Origin of the sequence: Aeromicrobium sp. REDSEA-S32_B7, from assembly GCF_001626145.1 — a bacterium.
Lineage (GTDB): Bacteria > Actinomycetota > Actinomycetes > Propionibacteriales > Nocardioidaceae > Aeromicrobium > Aeromicrobium erythreum.
This window is the reverse complement of the sequence record NZ_LUNF01000315.1, coordinates 1-4,467: the sequence shown is the minus strand read 5'-3', so window position 1 is coordinate 4,467 and position 4,467 is coordinate 1. Positions and strand designations below refer to the sequence as shown.

Sequence of the window (4,467 nt, the reverse complement as noted above, 5' to 3'; positions counted from 1 at the left end):
GTCCAGGGCCGCGCGACGACGTCGAGGTCGCGGATCGGCTGAGACGCGCCCACGACGAGCAGGCCGTCGGGCGGGAGCGCCTCGGCGACGGTGCGCGCGACGGCCAGGCCGCTGTCGGGGTGGTCCGCGAGCAGGTCGTCGACGGCGCGCTGCACGCGGGCGTCGGCGTCCGTCCACTCCTGCAGCCAGGCGGGGTCGTCGACGCTGCCGGCCGCGACGTCGTCGACGAACGTGACGCGGGGGCCGGCCGGCACGGGGAAGGTCGCCTGCGTGCCCACGTGCACGACGTCGACGTCGGCGCGCGCCAGCAGCCGCGTGACCGGACGGCTCAGCGTCGGGTGGCCGAACGACACCACCCGCTCGACCCGTCCGGCCAGGGGCTCGTGACCGAGGAGCAGGCGGTAGGTCGACAGCGCGCCACCCGTGCGGGAGCCCGACGTCGGCTCGGCGAGCAGCGGCCAGCCCGCCTCGCGGGCGAGCACCCGGGCGCGGGCGCCGGAGTCGTCGCCGGCGAGGACGACGGTGCGGGGGCCCAGGTCGAGGGTCGTCAGGACACCGGGCTCGCGCCAGGAGCCGACCCGGCCGAGCATCAAGGCGTCGGGGTCGCGGTCGAGCGACCAGTCGACCGACTCGACCAACGGCTCGTCGAGCTCGAGGTTCAGGTGGCCTGGCGCGTCGGGCCGGGCGACGCCGAGCAGACCCTTCACGCGGTCCGTGTACGCGACCCCCGGGAAGATGCCCGGCTGCACCGTGGTCTGGTTGGCGCCCGTGCCCCGCAGCCTCGCCGGACGGTCGGCGGTCACGGCCAGCACCCCCACGCCGGCGTGCAGCGCCTCGAGCATCGCCGGATGCAGGTTCGCCACCGCAGTGCCGGAGGTGGTCACCACGGGCACCACGCGGTGCGACGTCCTCGCGAGGCCGAGGGCGAGGAAGCCTGCCTCGCGCTCGTCTACCCGCACGTGCAGGCGGATGCGTCCCGCCTGCTCGGCTGCGTGGAACGCGAGTGCCAGGGGCGCCGACCTCGAGCCGGGCGCCAGGACGACGTCGGTGACGTGGTGGCCGAGCAGGGCGTGCAACAACCTGCGCGCCACGCCGATCGACCGTTGCTCGCTCATCGCGCGACCGCCGCGCGGCGCAGGGCGTCGACACGCTCGAACCTGGCACGCCAGGCGGCGTCGGTCGCGGCGTCGGCGGCGACGTCGGCCAGCGCCGCCTCCTCGACGTCGACCGTGCGCACGGGGAGCCAGCCGTCGACAGGATCCAGCGGGCTGCTCGTGACGTCGCCGTCGAGCAGCGACGTGGTGCCGAGGCCGCACGCGTACGGCAGCTCGGGCAGCGCCGCCGCGAGCGCGACGCCCGCGGCCAGGCCCACCGACGACTCGACGGCGCTCGAGACGACGACGGGCAGGCCGATCTCCTCGGCCACGCGCAGGCACGCGCGCACCCCGCCCAGCGGCTGCACCTTGAGCACGGCGACGTCGGCGGCCTCCAGGTCGCGGACACGGTAGGGGTCGGCGGCGCGACGGATCGACTCGTCGGCGGCCACGGGCACGTCGACCCTGCGGCGGACCAGCGCGAGCTCCTCCACCGAGGCGCACGGCTGCTCGACGTACTCGAGCGTGCCGACGGCATCCAGGGCCTTCACGGCCGCGACCGCGTCGTCGACGGACCACCCGCCGTTGGCGTCGACCCGCACCCGACCCCCGCTGCCCAGGACGTCGCGGACCGCCTCGACGCGTGCGACGTCGTCGGCGAGCGTCTGGCCCCGCTCGGCCACCTTGACCTTGGCGGTCGAGGCACCCGACGTCCGCACGATCTGCGCGGCCTGCTCGGGTCCCACGGCGGGCACGGTCGCGTTCACGGGCACGCGGTCGCGGACGGGCTCGGGCCAGCCGTCGTGGGCGGCCTCGAGCGCGGCCCGCAGCCACGGCACGCACTCCTCGTCGTCGTAGTCGAGGAACGGGCTGAACTCGCCCCAGCCGGCGGCGCCGCGCATCAGCAGGCCCTCGCGTCGGTGGATGCCACGGAACCGGACGGGCATCCCGATCGCGAACGTGTGCACCTGCCGAGGGTAGCGGCGCGGCAGCGTCGGGGCCCGCGGGTGAGGTCGCGCACAACCACCCCGAGCCGCACTGCGACGTCAGGTGCGCCGTGCAACGGTGGACACATGTCGACCATCGCCATCGTCGGGGGCCACGGCCAGATCGCCCTCCACCTCATCGAGCAGCTCCGCGCACGCGACCACGACGTCGTCGCGCTCATCCGCAACGACGCGCACACGAGCGACGTCGAGCAGCGGGGGGCCACGGCGCGCCGGCTCGACATCGAGCAGCAGGACGCCGACGCGTTCGCGTCCGTGTTCGACGGCTGCGACGCGGTCGTCTTCGCCGCCGGCGGCGGACCCGACGGCAACATCAGCCGCAAGCGCGCCGTCGACCTCGAGGGCTCGCTGAAGTCGATCGAGGGCGCAAGGATCGCGGGCGTCCGACGCTTCGTGCAGGTCTCCGCGATCGGCGTCGACCTGCCGCTGCCCGAGGACACCGACGACGTGTGGCGCGCCTACGTCGAGGCCAAGCGCGACGCCGACGTCGCGCTGCGCGAGAGCGGCCTGGACTGGACGATCATCCGCCCGGGCCGGCTGACCGACGACCCCGCGCGGGGCAGCGTGACGCTCGGCGACTCCGTGGCTCGCGGCGAGGTCCCGCGCGCCGACGTCGCCGCCGTGATCGCCGAGGTCCTCCACACCGGCGCCGGCATCGGCCGTCAGTGGGACCTCGTGACCGGCGAGACGCCCCTCGACGAGGCCGTCGCCTCCGCCTGACCCCCTCCCCCTTTGGGTTGGGCCCCACCCAAAGACTGACTCCCCCACGCAGCGCTGCGTGGGGGAGTTCCCTTTGCGTTGGGGGGGGGATCATCCTGTGCCGCGTGCCGCGTGCCGCGTGCGTGGCGTCGCACCGGGCCCAACGCTGCGACGACGAGCTCTGGACGCCCTCCAGAGGTCGTCTCCCCCACTCAAAGGGTTCGTCCCACCCCAGCGCTGGGGTGGGACATCACCCTTTAGGTGGGGCCCAACCCAAAGGGGCGGGAAGGGTGGGGTCGGAAGAGGCGGCGGACGGCGAGGCGGTCGACCTTGCCGTTCGGGAGGAGGGGGACGGTGTCGACGAGGGTGACGTCGCGCGGCGCCCAGCGGCGCGGCAGTCCCTGCTCCTCGAGCGCGTCGCGCAGACGGTCGGCGGCCACCGCGTCGAGGCAGGTGGCGTCGGCCGGGACCACCACGGCCACCACCCGCGTGCCCCACTCGTCGTCGGGCACGCCCGCGACGGCCGCGTCGTGCACCTCCGGCAGCGCGCGCAGCGCCCGCTCGACCGCGGGCAGCGGCACGTTCACGCCGCCGCTCACGACGACGTCGTCGGCCCGACCGACGACGCTGAGCACGCCCGCGGCGTCGACGCTGCCGAGGTCGGCGGTGTCGAACCACTCGTCGGTGCGCGCGACGTCGCCGTAGCCGTCGAACAGCACCGGTCCCGCCAGCTGCACGCGACCCACGCCGTCGCGCGCGTCGGCCACCCGCACGCGGACGCCGTCGAGCGGGACGCCGTCGTACACGCATCCTCCGCTCGTCTCGCTCATCCCGTAGGTGCGCACGACCCGCACACCCGCCGACGTCGCCTGCTCGCGCAGCGTCGGGTCGAGCGCGGCACCGCCCACCAGCACCGCGTCGAGCGCCGCGAGCACGTCGAGCCGGCCCGCCGACGCCAGGCGGTGCAGCTGGGTGGGCACGAGGGACGCGTAGGTGCGGGGCGCGTCGAGCTCGCGCAGCGCGTCGACGAGGTCGTCGTGGTCGTCGAGGAGCACCGGCTCCTGCTCCGCGAGGAGGGAGCGCACCAGCACCTGCAGGCCACCCACGCCGGTCACGGGCAGCGCCAGCAGCCACTGGCCGGGCCCGCCGAGACGTGCGTGCGTGGCGTGCGCCGACGCCAGCACCGCGCCCCGCGACAGGCGCACGTCCTTCGGCTCGCCCGTGCTGCCCGACGTGCGCACGACGAGCGGCTCGACGTCGTCGCCGGCCACCCACGGACGCAGCAGGTCGAGCACGTCGCGCGCCGAGCCCGACACCGGGCGCAGCGACGCCGCCGCGGTCAGGAGCCCGGCTCCCACTCCTCGGACTCCGGCTCCTCGTCGAGCGGGTCGCGCACCGGACGCGACTGGTAGAGCGCCGCGGCACCCGTCACGAGGGCCCCGAACCCGGCGGCGAGCGGCAGCCAGCCGCCGTCGGACGTCACCGCGAGCCACACGAAGATGCCCGTCAGCAGCACGAGGACGAACGGGAACGGCGGCTGCGTCATCCCCCCACCCTAGGCGCTGGCACACTGTCCGCTGAACCCTAGGAGCATCGTGAACGACCGCAGCAGCGCGACCCTCTCGCAGTGGGTCGAGGGGGCCCGTCCCCGCACCCTTCCCGCCGCC

General features: G+C 75.4%; 5 protein-coding genes. 1 reads left to right on the top strand and 4 read right to left on the bottom strand.

Annotated features, from left to right (window positions below; all coding sequences use genetic code 11):
- Together menD and A6Q79_RS17955 are read right to left on the bottom strand one after the other, a co-directional pair.
- The coding region (gene menD, locus A6Q79_RS17960; RefSeq protein ID WP_317698905.1) for a 2-succinyl-5-enolpyruvyl-6-hydroxy-3-cyclohexene-1-carboxylic-acid synthase at positions 1–1,115 on the bottom strand (1,115 nt) is incomplete at its 3' end.
- Positions 1,112–2,062, bottom strand: coding sequence for an o-succinylbenzoate synthase (locus A6Q79_RS17955; RefSeq protein WP_286689708.1), 951 nt, complete (start codon positions 2,060–2,062; stop codon positions 1,112–1,114). The genes A6Q79_RS17955 and menD, both read right to left, overlap by 4 nt.
- Before the next feature lie 105 nt (positions 2,063–2,167).
- Here A6Q79_RS17955 and A6Q79_RS17950 point away from each other — a divergent pair, with 105 nt between their 5' ends.
- A complete protein-coding gene (locus A6Q79_RS17950; protein WP_286689709.1) occupies positions 2,168–2,821 on the top strand; it encodes an SDR family oxidoreductase in 654 nt (217 codons plus the stop codon).
- Positions 2,822–3,057: 236 nt separating this feature from the next.
- Here the strand turns inward: A6Q79_RS17950 and A6Q79_RS17945 are convergent, their stop codons facing one another.
- On the bottom strand, positions 3,058–4,158 hold the full coding sequence (locus tag A6Q79_RS17945; protein ID WP_286689710.1) for an AMP-binding protein: 1,101 nt from the start codon (positions 4,156–4,158) through the stop codon (positions 3,058–3,060).
- Positions 4,140–4,346: a hypothetical protein gene (locus A6Q79_RS17940; RefSeq protein WP_286689711.1), complete on the bottom strand. Its 207-nt coding sequence runs from the start codon at positions 4,344–4,346 to the stop codon at positions 4,140–4,142. Before A6Q79_RS17940 ends, A6Q79_RS17945 begins: the two co-directional genes overlap by 19 nt.
- Between the last annotated feature and the right edge of the window lie 121 nt (positions 4,347–4,467).

What these genes read in the sequence shown, in the direction of transcription:
- A6Q79_RS17950 (WP_286689709.1), top strand. Translation starts at nt 2,168, where the DNA reads ATGTCGACCATCGCCATCGTCGGGGGCCACGGCCAGATCGCCCTCCAC.
- A6Q79_RS17940 (WP_286689711.1), bottom strand. Translation starts at nt 4,346, where the DNA reads ATGACGCAGCCGCCGTTCCCGTTCGTCCTCGTGCTGCTGACGGGCATC.